This window comes from Brevundimonas sp. UBA7506, assembly GCF_002479495.1.
GTDB lineage: Bacteria > Pseudomonadota > Alphaproteobacteria > Caulobacterales > Caulobacteraceae > Brevundimonas.
Genome location: NZ_DLNQ01000002.1, coordinates 830 through 16094, shown reverse-complemented (window position 1 = coordinate 16094; position 15265 = coordinate 830). Strand labels below are relative to the sequence as shown.

Annotated in this window: 13 protein-coding genes; 10 read left to right on the top strand and 3 right to left on the bottom strand. The window is 67.7% G+C overall.

From position 1 onward, the window contains the following. Positions 1-232: 232 nt before the first annotated feature. The 5 genes from B3K53_RS00685 (at position 233) to mnmA (ending at position 6524) form a co-directional block, all read left to right on the top strand. A complete protein-coding gene (locus tag B3K53_RS00685) occupies positions 233-2125 on the top strand; it encodes a flagellar hook-length control protein FliK (protein ID WP_292082008.1) in 1893 nt (630 codons plus the stop codon). A gap of 3 nt (positions 2126-2128) precedes the next feature. Beyond that, on the top strand, positions 2129-2809 hold the full coding sequence (locus tag B3K53_RS00680) for a flagellar hook assembly protein FlgD (protein ID WP_292082006.1): 681 nt from the start codon (positions 2129-2131) through the stop codon (positions 2807-2809). Positions 2810-2856: 47 nt separating this feature from the next. After that, on the top strand, positions 2857-4593 hold the full coding sequence (flgE, locus tag B3K53_RS00675; protein WP_292082004.1) for a flagellar hook protein FlgE: 1737 nt from the start codon (positions 2857-2859) through the stop codon (positions 4591-4593). 186 nt (positions 4594-4779) lie between these two features. After that, the gene (locus B3K53_RS00670) at positions 4780-5064 is read left to right on the top strand and encodes a DUF1153 domain-containing protein (protein ID WP_105563033.1); all 285 of its coding nucleotides are present in this window, start codon (positions 4780-4782) and stop codon (positions 5062-5064) included. Positions 5065-5294: 230 nt separating this feature from the next. Further along, positions 5295-6524: a tRNA 2-thiouridine(34) synthase MnmA gene (gene mnmA / locus B3K53_RS00665; RefSeq protein WP_292082002.1), complete on the top strand. Its 1230-nt coding sequence runs from the start codon at positions 5295-5297 to the stop codon at positions 6522-6524. A gap of 15 nt (positions 6525-6539) precedes the next feature. On the opposite strand, the gene B3K53_RS00660 is transcribed toward mnmA, so the two are convergent. Beyond that, positions 6540-8369: a diguanylate cyclase gene (locus B3K53_RS00660; protein ID WP_292082000.1), complete on the bottom strand. Its 1830-nt coding sequence runs from the start codon at positions 8367-8369 to the stop codon at positions 6540-6542. Positions 8370-8588: 219 nt separating this feature from the next. Between B3K53_RS00660 and B3K53_RS00655 the strand changes: the two genes are divergently transcribed. Beyond that, entirely contained in the window at positions 8589-9869 is a 1281-nt protein-coding gene (locus B3K53_RS00655; protein ID WP_292081998.1) for a hypothetical protein, read from the top strand. Between the two features lie 82 nt (positions 9870-9951). Here the strand turns inward: B3K53_RS00655 and B3K53_RS00650 are convergent, their stop codons facing one another. Next, positions 9952-11133: a DUF1624 domain-containing protein gene (locus tag B3K53_RS00650; RefSeq protein ID WP_292081996.1), complete on the bottom strand. Its 1182-nt coding sequence runs from the start codon at positions 11131-11133 to the stop codon at positions 9952-9954. Positions 11134-11256: 123 nt separating this feature from the next. Continuing rightward, positions 11257-11748, bottom strand: a complete 492-nt coding sequence (locus B3K53_RS00645) for a winged helix-turn-helix transcriptional regulator (protein WP_292081994.1) — start codon at positions 11746-11748, stop codon at positions 11257-11259. A gap of 177 nt (positions 11749-11925) precedes the next feature. Between B3K53_RS00645 and B3K53_RS00640 the strand changes: the two genes are divergently transcribed. From B3K53_RS00640 to B3K53_RS00625, 4 genes are all read left to right on the top strand, one after another. Further along, complete coding sequence (locus tag B3K53_RS00640; protein ID WP_292081993.1) at positions 11926-12759, top strand: acyl-CoA thioesterase; 834 nt, start codon at positions 11926-11928, stop codon at positions 12757-12759. Positions 12760-12824: 65 nt separating this feature from the next. Further along, positions 12825-14015: a thiolase family protein gene (locus B3K53_RS00635; protein ID WP_292081977.1), complete on the top strand. Its 1191-nt coding sequence runs from the start codon at positions 12825-12827 to the stop codon at positions 14013-14015. A gap of 90 nt (positions 14016-14105) precedes the next feature. After that, positions 14106-14573, top strand: coding sequence for a serine protease inhibitor ecotin (eco, locus tag B3K53_RS00630; RefSeq protein WP_292082177.1), 468 nt, complete (start codon positions 14106-14108; stop codon positions 14571-14573). A 221-nt stretch (positions 14574-14794) separates the two neighbouring features. Beyond that, complete coding sequence (locus B3K53_RS00625; RefSeq protein WP_292081975.1) at positions 14795-15127, top strand: VOC family protein; 333 nt, start codon at positions 14795-14797, stop codon at positions 15125-15127. Positions 15128-15265 lie beyond the last annotated feature (138 nt).

Genomic DNA, 15265 nt, shown 5'->3' with positions numbered 1-15265 from the left:
CCATGACGTCGCCCGGTCAGTTCAGCCCGCCTCCGCCCGGCAAAAAGCGCAAGGTGCGGCAAGATCCGCCGGGCGAATGCGGGGCGAGATCGTTGATCACAGTCAATATATTTCGTTATTTTTCAATGAATTGCATCAACTCGCACAACTTGGCCCGGGCCTTGCGCCAACGGTTTCGAATAGCCCGAGCGCAGTAGGCGCCGCCCATCCAGCGAAAGCCCCGCCGCCTCTCATGTCCGCGCTCAGCGTCATGTCCCTGATCGCCCCGACCGCCCCGGTCGGCGCGAACGCCGCCTCCGTCGATACGGCGGCGGACGAGGCCCTGTTCGCGGGCCTGGTGGCGGCCGTCTCGGCGCCGATGAAGGGCCCAAGCGAAGGCGACCCCGCCCCGGATGCCGCGCCCATCGAATCCGACGCTGTGGAGGCGCCTTCGCTCGACGTCGCGGCCGATACGGCCCCGGCCTGGCCTCCCCTGCCGCTGATCGCGCCCGTCGCCCCGTCGGTCGTCTCGCCCATCATCCCTGATGCCGCCGTCGAAAGCGCCAACGCCGCGAACGCCTCTGCGCCCGTCCCGTCCGCGACGCCTGAAGGCGCGGCTCCCGATGCGCCGCAAACACCCTCGCCGACGCCGTCCCAGGTCGATGACGCCGCCACGCCGGCGAGCCCGAACCTGAAGATGGCCACGTCCGAGGCCTCGGGCTCGGCGCCCGAGATCGCCAAGGCGCCGGCCGCGCCGGTCGCCTCGTCCCTGTCCGACGCCGCTCCGACAGAGCCCCGCATGACGCCCTCTCGGCCCGTGGCCGCTGCGCTAGAGACGATTGCGGCTCCGGCGGCTGGCGACGCCCCCGTTGAAGGCGAGTTTAAAGCCCCCACTGCACGTCCGGCGCCGCCGACCGCCGCCGTCACGCCCGCCGCCACGCCCGACGCCCAGACCGCCGTCGTCGCCACGCCTTCGATTTCCAAGGAAGCGGTCGCGCCTCGACAGGCCGAGAGCGCCACGGTCGCGCCCGCCCCTGTGAAGTCCTCAGCCCCCGCTCCTGTCGCCGCCCCGGCCGTCCCGCCGGCGGTTCCGGAGCCCGCCTCGGAACGCCCGGCGCCCGAACCCGCCACCGTCCGGACCGCTGCGGCGGAACCTGCCGCGTCGCCCCTGCCGGCCTCAGTGACGGCCTCGATCACCGTGCCGGCGCCGCGCCCCGCGCCCGCCGTCGCAGCGCAGTTCGCGACGCCCCCGGTCTCGCAACCCGCCCCTGACGCCGACGCACCGGAACCGGTTGTCGCCGCCGCTGTCGTCTCGACCGAAACCGAAGCCGAGGCCGCGCCCGAAATCTTGCCCCCTGCGGTCGCCGCTTCCGCCCCTGCCCCGTCGCGCAACGGATCGGCCCGTCTGGACGAGCGCCGCTCCAACGCCGCAACGGCCAATGCCCCGGTCGAGGCCAGGACGGAGACGAGCACCGCAGGCCGATCGATCCTGTCGGCCTCGACGCCTTCCGCCGCCCCCGTCGCCGCCCCCGTCGCCGCCGCCACGGCGGCGCTGAACGATGCCGTGGCGCCCGCCGCGGTCCCGCCCGCTGACGCTGCGCCGCTGGACGCTCCGGCCGATCTGGCGCCTTCGCAACAGTTGCTGGACGCCCAGACCGCCGCCCCGACCGCCCAGCGCGACCTGGGCCTGTCGCAGCTGTCGCGCGCCACGGTCGAAACCACGGCGCAACTGGCCGCCCAGATCATCCGGAAGCTGGAAGGCCGCTCGACCCGCTTCGACATGGCCCTGACGCCCGAAGGTCTGGGCCGCGTCGACGTCAGCCTGGAAATCGATTCCGACGGTCGACTGGCCGCCCGCCTGGCCTTCGACAACCCGGCCGCCGCCACCGACCTGCGCGCCCGCGCCGACGAGCTGCGTCGCCAGCTTCAGGACGCCGGTTTCCAGCTGACCCAGGACTCGCTCGAGTTCTCGGAGCGCAATCCCTCCTCTGGCTTCAGCGGCGGCGGCGCCTTCGACCGCGCCCCTGACCGTCGCGCCTTCGCCGGCGCCGCCCGTCTGGCCGCCCAGGCCGACACGGCCCTGCCGCCTCCTGGCCCCTGGGCCTCCCTTTCGCTGACGCCTGACCGCGTCGATATGAAGGTCTGACCGATGGTCACCGCCGTCACAGCCAATACCGCCAACGACAAGATCAACACCGGCTCGACCATGCTGGCGTCGAACTTCGAGACCTTTCTCTCGTTGCTGACCGCGCAGTTGAAGAACCAGGACCCCTTGTCGCCGATGGACTCCAACCAGTTCACCGCCCAGCTGACCCAGATGGCCGGCGTCGAGCAGCAACTGCTTTCCAACCAGCTGCTGACCGCCCTGCTCAACGGCCAGAAGGGCGACGGTCTGGCCAGCGCCTCGAACTATATCGGCAAGGACGCCACCGCTGTCTGGGACGCCACCAAGGCCGCCGACGGCAAGGCCTCGTGGAGCTACGAACTGGGCACGAACGCCTCGGACGTCGAGCTTCAGGTCCTGAACGCCGCCGGTCAGGTCGTCTGGAAGGGCCCTGCGCCGGAAGCCGGCGCCGGCGTCCACGACTTCAACTGGACCGAAGGTCAGGACGGCAGCGTCTATACCCTGAAGGTCACGGCCAAGGACGTTACCGGCGGCAAGGTCGACGCCCAGGTCCTGATGCGCGGCCGCATCACCGGCGTCGAGATGTACGCCGACGAACCCTACGTCACGATCGGCAGCTCGGTCATGCCGCTCTCCAGCATCATCGCGCTCGACGAGAAAAACGCCAGCGTTCAGCCCCCCATCACGCCGGAGACCGACGCCTGAACGGCGTCCCTCTCCCCTATCCAGTTTCCGCCTAAGGAGCCGATACAATGAGCATCAACAGCGCCATGCAGGCCGGCGTTTCCGGCCTCTCCGCCAACTCCGCCGCCCTGGCCGCGATCTCGCAGAACATCGCGAACGTGAACACCATCGGCTACAAGCGCACCCAGGGCGAGTTCCAGACCCTGGTCAACAGCCAGGCCAAGACCGGCGGCGGCTATGCCGCAGGCGGCGTCATCACCACCGCACGCCACTTCATCAGCCAGGAAGGTCAGCTGCAGCGTACGACCGAGAGCACCGACCTGGCCATCGACGGCCAGGGCTTCTTCGTCACGACTGAAAAGGCCGAGGGCGTCGGCGCGACCGACAGCCGCCTGTTCACCCGTGCAGGCGCTTTCCGCATCGACAACCTGGGCTATCTGAAGAACAGCGCGGGCCTGTATCTGCAGGGCTGGCCGGTCGACTCCAACGGCGACATCGCCACCGACCCCTCGGACCTGACGCGCCTGCGCTCCATCAACATCGGCACCGTCGGCGGCACGGCTGAAAAGACCACGCGCGCCCAGATCAACGCCAACCTCTATTCCGGCCAGGTCGTCTCGACCGCCGCCAGCCCGCAGAAGTACACCAACGTCGCCGTGATCCCCGCCGCCTCGGGGCCCAAGGACTTCTCGGTCCGCTACGCCCCCACGGGCGTGGCCGGCGAGTACAATGTGACGGTCAAGTCCGGCGCCCAGACCATCAACGGCGTCGCCACCTATGACGCCGCCGGTGCCCTGACCGGCTTCACGGTCGGCGGCGTGGCCCAGTCCCTGACCGACCTGGACCTGGGCGGCGGCGTCACCGTCGCCATGGGCTCGCCCGGTCTGGGCATCGCCAGCGACAACATCGCCAAGACCAAGTACGATCCGTCGATCAACTCGATGGCCATGTACAATGGCGATGACGAGAACCCGGTCGGCATCAAGCCCGACTTCAAGATCAACATCCCCGTTTCGGACTCCAAGGGCGGCCAGCGCAACGTCGAGATCCGCCTGCTGAAGAGCGACGTGGCCAACCAGTGGTACGCCGAAATCGTCGCGGTTCCGGCCGATGACGTGGTCACCGGCGGCGCCTATTCCAACGGTCAGATCAAGACCGGCCTGATCGCCTTCACCCCCTCGGGCCGCCTCGACGTCTCCACCATGCAGGGCTGGCCCGCCGGCACGGGTCTGTTCGACGACCCCAATAACGCCACCATCAACTTCGAAGCCTCCGATTCCGCCGTCGACCTGACGCTCCCGGCCAACAGCCAGCGGATCAAGTGGGCCGACGGCCTCGGCATTTCCGATCAGGTCCTGACCCTGGACCTGAACACCTCGGCGGGCGGCCTCAGCCAGCTGAACACGGCCTCGATCGTCCAGTCGACGGTCACCAACGGCACCGCCTTCGGCAACCTGTCCGAGATCAAGATCGACGAGAGCGGCTTCGTCACCGCCATCTTCGACAACGGCGTCATGCGCCGGATCGCCCAGGTCGCCCTGGCCACCTTCCCCAGCCCCGACAGCCTGCGTCAGGTGTCCGGCAACGCCTTCCGCGTCAGCCTGGAGAGCGGCACCTTCAACCTGAAGGCGGCAGGCACCGGCGGCGCCGGCATGCTGGCCGCCCAGCAGCTGGAATCCTCGACCGTCGACCTGTCGGCCGAGTTCACCAGCCTGATCACCACCCAGCGCGCCTACTCGGCCTCGTCCAAGATCATCACGACGGCGGACGAGATGCTGGCCGAGCTGCTCAGCATCAAGCGCTGATCGGCTAACGGGAATCGATGAGTAAGCCTCCGTTAGACTCGATGAATCCTTCGTTTCCGGCGCTTTCGATGCGCCGGGGACGGAGGATGCGTCTTAGCCATTCCTTCACCACGACGCTTAAACGCCCCTTAGCCGGGGCGCGCCTAGGGTACGCGTCGATGGTGGTGGTGAAAGAGGCTTAAGCCCATGCTGCAAGAGCGACGCCTTAATAGTAGAGGCGAACAATATGTGGTCGGCCCGACGGGCACGCCGCTGACCCTGCGGGATCTCCCGCCGGCGGAAACGAACCGCTGGGTGATCCGCCGCAAGGCCGAGGTGGTCGCCGCCGTTCGCGGCGGTCTGATCAGCCTGGAAGACGCCCTGACGAAATATCGTCTGACGGCCGAGGAATTCATCGCCTGGCAACAGGCGATCGACAAATGGGGCATGCAAGGCCTGCGCACCACGCGCATCCAGAGCTACCGGGACTAAGGTCTCGCGCCTCGACAAGATCAAAGGCCGCCCCGAAACGGGCGGCCTTTTGCATTTCGCTTCCTTCTCCTCGCCGTCATCCTCGGGCTTGACCCGAGGATCGGGTTGTCCGTCTGCGCAACGTCGAAACCATTAACCCGCCACTTCGCTCGATCCTCGGGTCAAGCCCGAGGATGACGGTGTTCAGGTTTTAACGCCCCCGCCTCGAAATCGAACGCAGGGCCCTCTATATGGCGGCGATGACCCTGGCTGACGATATTTGCCCCGTTCCGACCATCGCCCCCATGTCCGGCGCCGCCGACATGGACGCCGCGATCGAGAGCGCGCGACAGGCTGTCGGCCTGCCGGTCGGATCGCGCGTGGTCGCGGCCATGTCAGGCGGGGTCGATTCCACCGTGGTCGCCGCCCTGCTGCACAAGGCGGGCTATGACGTGGTCGGCGTCACGCTGCAGCTCTACGACCACGGCGCCGCGCTCAAGAAGAAGGGCGCTTGCTGCGCCGGTCAGGACATTCACGACGCCCGTCTGGCCGCCGAGCTGATCGGAATCCCTCACTACGTCCTCGACTACGAAAGCCGTTTCAAGGACGCGGTCATCGACCAGTTTGCGGACAGCTATCTGAAGGGTCAGACCCCGGTTCCCTGCATCCGCTGCAATCAGACGGTCAAGTTCCGCGACCTGCTGGACGTGGCCCGCGACCTGGGCGCCGAGGCCATGGCCACCGGCCACTACGTTCGCCGCGCCGCCGTCGGCAACCGCTCGCAGATGCGCAAGGCGATCGACCACTCGCGCGACCAGTCCTACTTCCTGTTCGCCACGACCCAGGATCAGCTCGACTATCTGCGCTTCCCCCTGGCCGATCTGGAAAAGCCCCAGGTCCGCGGCGTCGCCGCCGCCCTGGGCCTGCGCATCGCCGCCAAGCCGGACAGCCAGGACATCTGCTTCGTCCCGTCCGGCGACTACCGCACCCTGATCGACCGCCTGCGTCCGCAAGGCCGTGAAGCGGGCGAGATCGTCCACATGGACGGCCGGGTCCTAGGCCAGCACGGCGGCATCACCGACTACACCATCGGCCAGCGCCGGGGTCTGAACGTCGCCGTGGGCGAGCCCCTGTTCGTCACCAGACTGGATCCCGACAACCGCCGCGTCATCGTCGGCCCGCGCGAGGCCCTGCTGACCGCCAGCCTGACGCTGGAGGAAACCAACTGGCTGGGCGATCAGGCCACCATCGAGGAAGCCGCCCGCGACGGCGCCCCCGTCCTGGCCCGCGTCCGCTCGACCCGCCAGCCCTCCCTCGCCCGTCTGGCGCTGGATGAAAACAACATCGTCTCGGTCGTCTTCGACGAAGGCGAAGAAGGCGTCGCCCCCGGCCAGGCCTGCGCCCTCTACGACCCCGCCGACCCCGACCGCGTGCTCGGCGGCGGCTTCATCAGCGGCACGACGGCGATCGACGCCGACTGATTGACAGCGGCGTCCTCAGGCCGCTTCCTCGAGATGCAGCACAGCCCGATTGCGGCCCTCCTTCTTGGCGCGATAGAGGGCCGCATCGGCCGCCTGCAAGGCGGCGCGGCCTTCGCGGTCCATACCCGGCCGCCAGCAGGCCACGCCGAAGGACATGCTGGTGCTGCCCAGGGCCTGATTGCGATGACGCAGGGAGATGCCGGCGATGGCCTGCCGCACCGTCTCGATGCGTTGCAGCAGGGCTTCGGGCGTCGTGCCGGGGGCGATGACGGTGAACTCCTCGCCACCATAGCGGCATACAATGTCGCCGTCGCGGAAACGGTGGCCCAGTTCGGCGGCGACAGCCTGCAACACCAGGTCCCCGGCATCGTGACCGAACTCGTCGTTGAAGCGCTTGAAGTGGTCGACGTCGCACATGACAACGCACAGGGGCGCGCCTGAGCGGGCCGACCGCGCCACCTCCAGCGCCAGAGCCTCTTCCATGTAGCGACGGTTGAACAGGCCGGTCAGCGGATCGCGGATGGTCTGTTCCTTCAGATCGCGCTGCAGCTGCTGATTGACCATGGCCGAGGCGATGTTCTCGACGAGAACCTTGATGCGGAAACCGCTCTCGACATCCAGCGCCCCGTCCAGATGCAGGACGCCGATAACCTCGCCCGAAGCCAGCAGCGGCTCGCAGTGGTAGGCGTGCTCCGAATGGCCGACGTGGTCGCAGACGATGTCCGTGCCCGGCTCGCTGACGAAATGGCTCTGGCCGCGCCGCAACGCCCAGCACTGATCCGGCCCGAAGGCGTCGCCGTCGCCGTCATGGTCCCCCCAGGTCGAGATCGGGACCAGCAGGTTGCGCGAGTTGTTGTAGGCGTAAAGCACCCCCGGCAGGCCCGGCAGGACGCGCGGCACGAAGGCGTGGATGACCTGGGCCAGTTCGGCCTCGGTGCGGGCCGCCTGCATCCGGTGGGCCATGCCGCCCAGCAGCTCGATCACCTCGCCCCGTTCGCGCAACACCTGACTGCTGCTCAGTAGCTCGTCGTGCACCCGCTTCAGCTCTCGCTCGCTGCGCCTCTGGTCATCGGAAGCCGTGGCGAGGCGCTGCACCATGTCGTTATAGCCGTCGGCCAGACGGTCGAACTCGCGCGAGCCCATGCGCCCGACAATGCGTTGCTCCAGATCGCCGCCGCCCAGACCGGTCATGGCCCGCGTGATGACCCGCACCGGCTGGCGGATACGGCGGATGACCATGAAGGACACCGACAGCGAGAACAGGGCGATCAGCGGCCCGCCGATCAGGGCCAACCGCTTGCCCCATTCGAGACGGCGTTCGGCCGCCCCGATCCGCTCGGTCTGCAGCCTGCGCTCCTCGCTGAGGAACTCCTGCGAGGCCAGCAGAACCTGCCCCATGGAATTCAGCCCGCGCCCCCCGGCGACCGCCGCCTCGGCCTCGTCAAAGCGGCCCTGACGCGCCAGGTCCAGCGGCTGACGCAGCAGTTCGGTCCGCTCCGACATCAGACCGCCGAACGCCTGAACGCGCGCCCGCTGGATCGGATTGTCCTTGGTCAGCTCGACCAGCTTCGAGAAGGACCGCAGCGAGTCCGCCACCCTTCGATCAAAGGACTCCGCATAGCCAGGGTTGCGCGTCAGGACATAGCCGCGCTGGCCGGATTCGGCGTCCCTCAGCCCCGCCATGGTCTCTTCCATGGCCTCGATCACCTCGGCGGAATGCGTCACCCAGCGGAAGCTCTCGCGACTTTGCCGCGAGGCGTCGACCAGGGAAGCCACAAGGGCCAGCAAAGCAATCACCACCAGGGCGCCGACGGCGGCGATCCTGGACGTCAGGGACAGAAACATGGCCCAAAGGTTAACGGCGGAGGGTTGACGGAAACTGAACGTTTTCTCCGCCCTCGACGGTCACGAGGTCCGATCCCGACGCCATGTTGATGGCAACGCCCTTTATCGCCGACGCCTGGTCCAATGCAGATACGGCCCGGACATGGACTCGAGTTCATTGGTTGTCCTTTTCAGGCGTTGCTAGACCAAAACCTGTCGAGTCGTTTTTGGGGGAAACGCATGAGAAGATTTCATCCGGGCCTGTCTGCCGTCTTGATGGCCAGCCTGAGCGCTTTTGCGACCGGCTCGGTCGCCGAGGAAGCGACGCCTTCCTCCTTTACGGCTCGTCTCGCCGGAGTGATCACCCCCCTTAACGTCAGTCCGGACGGCCTTTCCGGCGCAGGCGCGCCCGTCCTGTCAGAAGCCATCGCCGCCAGCCGCTATGTTCTGATCGGGGAAAGCCACATGACGCGGGAGATCCCGGTCCTGACAACCCAGATCTGTCGTCTGATGGCGCCTTCCGGCCTGACGGCCATGGCCATCGAAACCGGTCCGGAGGCGGCCCGCGTTGTCGATTCCGCCATGCGATCGGAGAATCGCGAAGCCCGGATCGCTGATTTCCTGCGCCTCCATCCGGACGGCATCGCCTTCTTCGGCGGGCGGGATGAAGTCCGGATGGCGGGCGATTGCGCCGCCGCCGCCGGACCGGATTTCCAGCTATGGGGTCTCGACCAGGAGTTTCTCGGATCCGGCAGCTATCTGCTCGAGGAAATGCTCGCCGCCGAACCCGGTCCTCTCGCCCGGGCCGCCCTGATCGGTCTGGCCGCGCAGGCTCGGGAGGCGACCACTGCTGCACTCGCATCAGCCTCGCCCGGCGACCTCTTCCTGCTCTCGGTCACGCAAGACGACCTCGACCAGGCCGCCGCCGCAGTCTCGCAAGATGGCGGGGAGCGCGTCCGCTATCTGTTTGGCCTGCTGACAGAGACCCGCGCAATCTATCAGGCGTCGCAAGCGCGCAAGGGCGACCCCAACGGACGCCGGGCGCGGTTGATGAAGCGGACCTTCGCCGCGCGCCTTTCTGAAAATCCCGAAGCGAGAGTGCTGATGAAGTTCGGCGCCTGGCATTTCTACAAATCGCTCAACCCGCTGGATCAGCGCGACCTGGGCGCCTATGTGGCCGAACGTGCCGAGGGCGAAGGTGTCACGGCCACGCACATCCTCATCGAGGGCGCAAAGGGCTCCTACGGCAGCTACAATGGCGTCGGCCGCCCCCCCGCCGAACGCGCGTTCGACATGGCGACCCAGGCGCCTGATTGGCGCAAGGATGTCGTCCTGGCATCGCCGACTGACGCCGCATCCGGGTCGTGGATGCTGGTGGATCTCCGCAAACTCAGGGCCGAGGGCCTGGCCTCCGCACCGCAGGAATGGCGGGAAATGGCGCTGGGCTACGATATCGCCATTCTGGCTCCGACGTTCACTGCATCCAGCGTGCTCGGTTCAGGCGAGACGACGACGCCCTGATCCGCCACCTCGCCCACGCGGGATGACGCCAGGACGACTGCATCCCTGGGGCTGGCGTTTCGACGTCAGCCCGCGCCGGATTTCAGAGGTACTTCATCCACCACTTCGTGCTGTGGCGCTTGACCTCTCCGAACCACCGGCAAGCGAACCAGCCAGGAACGGCCACCGCCACGGCCAGCAGCCAGATCCAGCCCACGCCGGGAAGGCTGAAGGATTCGCCCTGATTGGGCCCCAACGCCACCAACGCCCCCAGATTGAGCAAGTGCAGAGCGTAGAGGTGGATCAGGTAGAAGAACAAGGGCGCGCCGCCGAAGATCGCCAGCAGACCAACCAGGCGTCGCGGCGCCTGCTCCAGCGCCGCCAGCAGCAAGGCTCCGATGCCGAGCGTCGCCAGAAGGAAATCCGCCGATGGCGGGTATTTGGTCAGGTTCAGCACGCTCATGACAGTGTGCAGTAGGTCGGTCTGAGCGGTCCAGGGCTGATCGCCGTAAAGGTTGATCGTGCGCAGCAGGGCGAACAGCGCCAGCATGGCCACGCCCAGCGCAATCAAACGCTGGCGGCGCGATGCCCCTTCTGCGACGAACCAGGGCCCGATGCCATACCCCAGGGCGATGACGCCGATCCACGGCAACAGGGGATAGGAGGTCCGGGCCTGGCCGCCCCAGGGCAGGTCGATATATCCGCGATCATGCAGAACGGCCCAGATCGCATGGCCCGGAGCGCCCTCAGCCACAGTGATCGGGTCCAGCAGATTGTGCCCCAGAACGATGATCAGGCCGAGCGCGATGAGCAGGGGGCGCGGCAGGTGAACCAGGGCCGCCAGAGCCATCATCGACAGGCCGATCACCCAGATGACCTGCAGGAAGACGGTGGTCGGCGTCAACGAGAAGGTCCAGGCGAAGTTGACCAGGGTCAGTTCCAGGAAGATCAGGAAAAGACCCCGCTTGAACAGGAAGGCTGAGGCAGCCGGAGCGCCGCCCTTCTTCGAGGCGTAGAGCCAGGCGCTCAGTCCGGTCAGGGCCACGAACACAGGCGCACACAGATGCGCCGTCAAGCGGGTGAAAAAGAGAGCCGGCGAAGTCGCGGTTACATCCATCGGGTCCGAAACCTGGGCATGGATGAAGAAGAACTCCCGCGCATGGTCGACCAGCATCAGAAGGATCACCAGACCTCGCAACGCGTCGATGGATTCGATGCGTATCCGAGCGGCGGCGGGACGGATAACGTGCAAATTCCCGTTGGCGGCATTGATCGGCTTGAACATGCCGCAGCGATTAGACGATATGTAATAACATTACAAATTTAGCCGAAGTGAAGCACTTACGAGGACCCATCGCGGCGCACAGCGCACGCAACGTCACTTCGGCCAAACCCTGTCCGCGCGGCCTTAGGCAGCCTCGTCCTTGGGCAGAACATCGCCCACGGTCGGACGGTTCTCGGCCCAGGTGAGCGCTATGTCGCGCGGTTTGACGATCTCATTGCAATGGCCGCAGGCGATGCGGGGCTTGAGGTCGTGGCCGCAGGTCTTGTGCACCATGGAGATGCCGCTGTCGGCCTCGCCATACACATGCTTCTCGCCCCAGGCGTGCAGGGTCACCAGCACCCCGTACAGGTCCTTGCCCTTGGCCGTCAGGACGTATTCGTTGCGCGGCGGGCGCTCGGAATAGAGCTGCGGCTCCAGCACCCCGTGCTGCACCAGCGACTTCAGCCGCGCGGCCAGGACGTTGCGGGCTACGCCCAGCCGGTCCTGCCACTGTTCAAACCGGCGCACGCCGTTGAAGGCGTCACGGATGACCAGCAGGGTCCACGGGTCGCCGATCACCTCCAGCGTGGCGGCGATCGAGCAGCTCTGGCGGCTATAGTCGGCGGTGCGTCCCATGGGCGGAAAGTGACCCCGCGTCAGGCTTTTGACAAGTGGGTTGCCAATCGGGACGCAGTTTGTCAGTTTCTTTTGGCAACGAACTTGCGACCAGCCTGTCGCGATTTCTGCATTCCTCGACTTGCGGGCGGCGACGCATCAGTCTCCGCCCGCCTCTTTTGCCTGTTGCGTGGACCGATGACCGAAGCCGCCCTGTTGCACGACGCCCTGACCCTGACGCCCTGCGAGGAGGGCCTGTCGGCGCACCTGTCCGGCGAGTTCTCCAACGGCCCGATCAGCGCCCCGCCCGAGGCGGGCTTTCCATTCGGCGGCCTGCTGGCGGCCCTGTGCGCCGGCGCCATGCGTCAGGGGCTGGAGATCAAGGCGCCGCTGCGCAGCCTCAGCGTCCAGTACCTGGCCGCCGCCAGATACGGCCAGCCCATCCAATTCCGCCCGCGCCTGCTGCGCGGCGGCCGCAATGTCGCCTATGCCGTGGTCGAGGGCGGCCAGGGCGCGCGCCTGACGCACCACGCCAGCGCCACCTACGGCGCCGACGCCGACACCGCCCAGCCGCTCGGCCCCCTGCTCGCCGTGCCCCCGTCGCTGGACAGCCTGAGGGACGCGCCGGGGATCAGCGGCCCCATGGCCCCGCGCTTCTCGCAGCATGTCGACTATCGTTTCGACGGAGGCCCCAACATCCTGGGCGGCAATGAAGGCAAGCCTGTCGTCGAGCGGGTGTGGATGCGGACCAGGGACGGCGCGCCCCTGGATGAGCTGCGGCTGGCCTATCTGCTGGACGCCCTCTATCCGCCCGCCTGGACCGCCTTCACCGCCCCGCCGATGATGACGACGGTGGACCTGCGCTACGACTTCCTGGCCGATCCGACGCCCGAAACCGCGCCTGACGGCTGGGCCTTCTTCGAATACCGCCTGCTGGATCACGGCCTCGGCTGGTCAGTGGACGAGGCCGTCGCCTGGGGCGCGGACGGGCGGCCGCTGGCCCTGGCCCGCCAGCGCAGGAAGCTGCTCTGACCTTGCCAGCAGGCCTCCGCCTCCCCTAATCCCCCGCGAAACGATTCATACTGGAAACGCCCCTCATGACCGCCGCATCCGATCCCGTCGTCATCGTCTCCTTCGCCCGCACGCCCATGGGCGGCTTCCAGGGCGCGCTGTCGCCGGTCAAGGCCACCGACCTGGGCGCCGCCGCGGTCAAGGCCGCCGTCGAGCGCGCGGGCGTCGCCCCTGAGAAGGTCGAGCAGATCTTCATGGGCTGCGTCCTGCCCGCCGGTCTGGGCCAGGCTCCGGCGCGTCAGGCCGCCATCGGCGCCGGCCTCGGCAAGCATGTCGAGGCGACGACCGTGAACAAGATGTGCGGCTCGGGGCTGCAGGCCGCCATGATGGCCCACGACGCCCTGCTGGCCGGCACGGCCGAGGTCATCGTCGCGGGCGGCATGGAGTCGATGACCGGCGCCCCCTATCTGATGAACAAGCATCGCGGCGGCGCCCGCATCGGTCACGACGTCATCGTCGACAGCATGATGATGGACGGTCTGGAAGACGCCTATTCCCCCGGCAAGGCCATGGGCGTCTTCGCGGAGGACGCCGCCGCCCAGTATCAGTTCACGCGTGAAGCGATGGACGATTACGCCATCGAGAGCCTGACCCGCGCCAAGGCCGCCATCGCCTCGGGCGCCTTCAAGGCCGAGATCGTCCCGGTCGAGGTCGCCACCCGCAAGGGTCCTGTCACGGTCAGCGAGGACGAGCAACCCGGCAAGGCCGATCCGGCCAAGATCCCGACCCTGCGCCCCGCCTTCACCAGGGACGGCGCCATCACCGCCGCCAACGCCAGCTCGATCTCGGACGGAGCCGCCGCCCTGGTCATGACCCGCGAGAGCACGGCCAAGGCTATGGGTCTGCCCATCGTCGCCCGCGTGGTCAGCCACGCCGCCCACGCCCATGAGCCGGGCCTCTTCACCACCGCCCCCGTCCCCGCCATGCAGAAGGCCCTCAAGAAAGCCGGCTGGTCGGTCGAGGACGTGGACCTGTGGGAGGTCAACGAGGCCTTCGCCGTCGTCGCCATGATCGCCCAACAGGAACTGGGCATCGACCGCGCCAAGCTGAACGTCAACGGCGGCGCCACGGCGCTCGGCCACCCCATCGGCGCCTCGGGCGCGCGCATCCTGTCGACCTTGCTGGCGGCGCTTCAGGCGCGCGGCGGCAAGAAGGGCGTGGCCTCGCTCTGCATCGGCGGCGGCGAAGCCGTGGCCATGGCCGTGGAACTGCCCTGATCCTGTGACGTTCTCCACGGTCACGCTAACCTTGGCCGTGGAGACTACGCCTTGAAAATCCTCCCCTAGCTCTTCGCTGGCGTCGCCGCCCTGACCCTGGCCGCCTGCGCTACGGCTCAGGCGGGTAGCCCCATGACCGACAGCACGCCTGCGCCCCAGACCGCCGACGCCCTGAAGGCTTTCCCGGCTGCGGCTGCCGGCCAGACGCGCCACGTCATCACCCTGCCGGCGCAGACCGACGAAAGCGCGCTGAAGGTCGAACTGATCCTGGGCAAGACCCAGACGGTGGACTGCAACCGTCAGGTCTTCGGCGGCCGCCTGGAGACCCGCACGGCCGAGGGCTGGGGCTATGACTATTACGTCCTGCCCGCCCTGGGGAACGCCGCCAGCACCCTGATGGGATGCCCGCCCGGCTCGGAGCGCCAGGCCTTCGTAACGACGCAGGAACAGCCGCTGATCCGCTACAACTCGCGTCTGCCGGTCGTGGTCTACGCCCCCTCGGACGTCGAGGTGCGCTATCGCGTCTGGCGCGCGGGCGAGACCCAGACGGCGCGCTGATTCCCGCCGTTCATGGCTATCAGGCGTGGGCGTCGGTCGGTCTCGACCGGCGCCCGTGTCGTATGCGGCGTCGCCTCCGCCTCGCGCATGAGCGCGGCCAGCGAGGCGCATCCGGCGCTCAGGACGATCATGGGACGACTCCTGCATTTGAGAACCAATTGCAGGTTTGCGCAGACTCGTCAGTCGTGCAAGCGTCCGCCTCCATTTTCTGGAGAACCGCCATGCGCGAAGACGGCAAGCTGGACTATCTCGAACTGCCCGCCACCGACATGGCGGCGCACAAGGCCTTCTACGCCGCCGCCTTCGGCTGGGTGTTCCAGGATTACGGCCCTGACTATGCGGCGTTCGGCGAAGGCCTGGACGGGGGCTTCACCACCGAGGCGATGACGCCCAAGCCCCTGCCCATCCTTTACGCCCACGACCTGGAGGCCATGCTGGCCAAGGTCCAGGCGGCGGGTGGCGAAATCACCCACCCGATCTTCGCCTTCCCCGGGGGTCGCCGCTTCCACTTCCGCGACCCCTCCGGCAATGACCTGGCGGTCTGGTCCGAATAGGCTAGAGGCCTACTTGGGATCCAGCGACTGGGCGATCCGCTCGGCGGCGTCGCGATCGGCGCCCTCGAGGCTCATCAGCCAGACATGGATCTCGTTCGGCGCCGTCGGCTGCTGGAACAGGTGCTCCATGGCGATGCG

Excerpts from the sequence above, each read along its gene's own strand:
- B3K53_RS00685 (WP_292082008.1), top strand. The coding sequence starts at position 233 with ATGTCCGCGCTCAGCGTCATGTCCCTGATCGCCCCGACCGCCCCGGTC.
- B3K53_RS00680 (WP_292082006.1), top strand. The coding sequence starts at position 2,129 with ATGGTCACCGCCGTCACAGCCAATACCGCCAACGACAAGATCAACACC.
- flgE (WP_292082004.1), top strand. The coding sequence starts at position 2,857 with ATGAGCATCAACAGCGCCATGCAGGCCGGCGTTTCCGGCCTCTCCGCC.
- B3K53_RS00670 (WP_105563033.1), top strand. The coding sequence starts at position 4,780 with ATGCTGCAAGAGCGACGCCTTAATAGTAGAGGCGAACAATATGTGGTC.
- mnmA (WP_292082002.1), top strand. The coding sequence starts at position 5,295 with ATGGCGGCGATGACCCTGGCTGACGATATTTGCCCCGTTCCGACCATC.
- B3K53_RS00660 (WP_292082000.1), bottom strand. The coding sequence starts at position 8,369 with ATGTTTCTGTCCCTGACGTCCAGGATCGCCGCCGTCGGCGCCCTGGTG.
- B3K53_RS00655 (WP_292081998.1), top strand. The coding sequence starts at position 8,589 with ATGAGAAGATTTCATCCGGGCCTGTCTGCCGTCTTGATGGCCAGCCTG.
- B3K53_RS00650 (WP_292081996.1), bottom strand. The coding sequence starts at position 11,133 with ATGTTCAAGCCGATCAATGCCGCCAACGGGAATTTGCACGTTATCCGT.
- B3K53_RS00645 (WP_292081994.1), bottom strand. The coding sequence starts at position 11,748 with ATGGGACGCACCGCCGACTATAGCCGCCAGAGCTGCTCGATCGCCGCC.
- B3K53_RS00640 (WP_292081993.1), top strand. The coding sequence starts at position 11,926 with ATGACCGAAGCCGCCCTGTTGCACGACGCCCTGACCCTGACGCCCTGC.
- B3K53_RS00635 (WP_292081977.1), top strand. The coding sequence starts at position 12,825 with ATGACCGCCGCATCCGATCCCGTCGTCATCGTCTCCTTCGCCCGCACG.
- B3K53_RS00625 (WP_292081975.1), top strand. The coding sequence starts at position 14,795 with ATGCGCGAAGACGGCAAGCTGGACTATCTCGAACTGCCCGCCACCGAC.